Origin of the sequence: Acetobacter pomorum, from assembly GCF_002738225.1 — a bacterium.
GTDB lineage: Bacteria > Pseudomonadota > Alphaproteobacteria > Acetobacterales > Acetobacteraceae > Acetobacter > Acetobacter pomorum.
Genome location: NZ_PEBQ01000006.1, coordinates 1 through 586, shown reverse-complemented (window position 1 = coordinate 586; position 586 = coordinate 1). Strand labels below are relative to the sequence as shown.

Here is a 586-nt window from a genome sequence, read left to right as displayed (position 1 = left end):
ATTTGCATTAATTGGACCTATGTTGGAAGTGGAGGAAATGTAAGTTGGTTTGATGCACCAATGTATCAGAGATTTCCAAATGTTGAGGTAGCTCCTAACCCTCATATAAAATCTATGTGCAAACCTCACAAATTCATCGGTTCTCAAGCACATTTTCCGCGGAGTATAGAAGCGGATTCTCCTGTTTTCCGTAATGCAAATGGACATTTGCATACTTACAATAAATCAAAATTACCTCATCATATATCAACGGCGCTATCTGATTCTCCCTCATCTGATTTTGCGGTGATTTATCACTATTTTTATAAATCATTTGAAGAGTTCTTATGGAAGTTCTCAAGAAACAGAGGGGATCACCCAATGAAATATGAGGACATATCGATTAGTCTTGAAGAACGTTTCTTGTCTGGTTTTATAAAGCAATTTAAGGAAAACAAGGACGGAGAACATACGGAGAATGCATTAAAGGACAACACATTTATTAAAGAACTGCTTTCAGATTCTGAAATAAAGAGACTTAACGATATGGTCATTGAAGCTTACATGAAGAGAATAAGATTAGTTATACCTGAATTTGAAAAATACG

At 35.3% G+C, this 586-nt stretch carries 1 pseudogene; it reads left to right on the top strand.

The annotated features are described in order from the left end of the window. A pseudogene (locus CSR02_RS16450) lies at window positions 1-586 on the top strand (hypothetical protein); the annotation flags it as partial.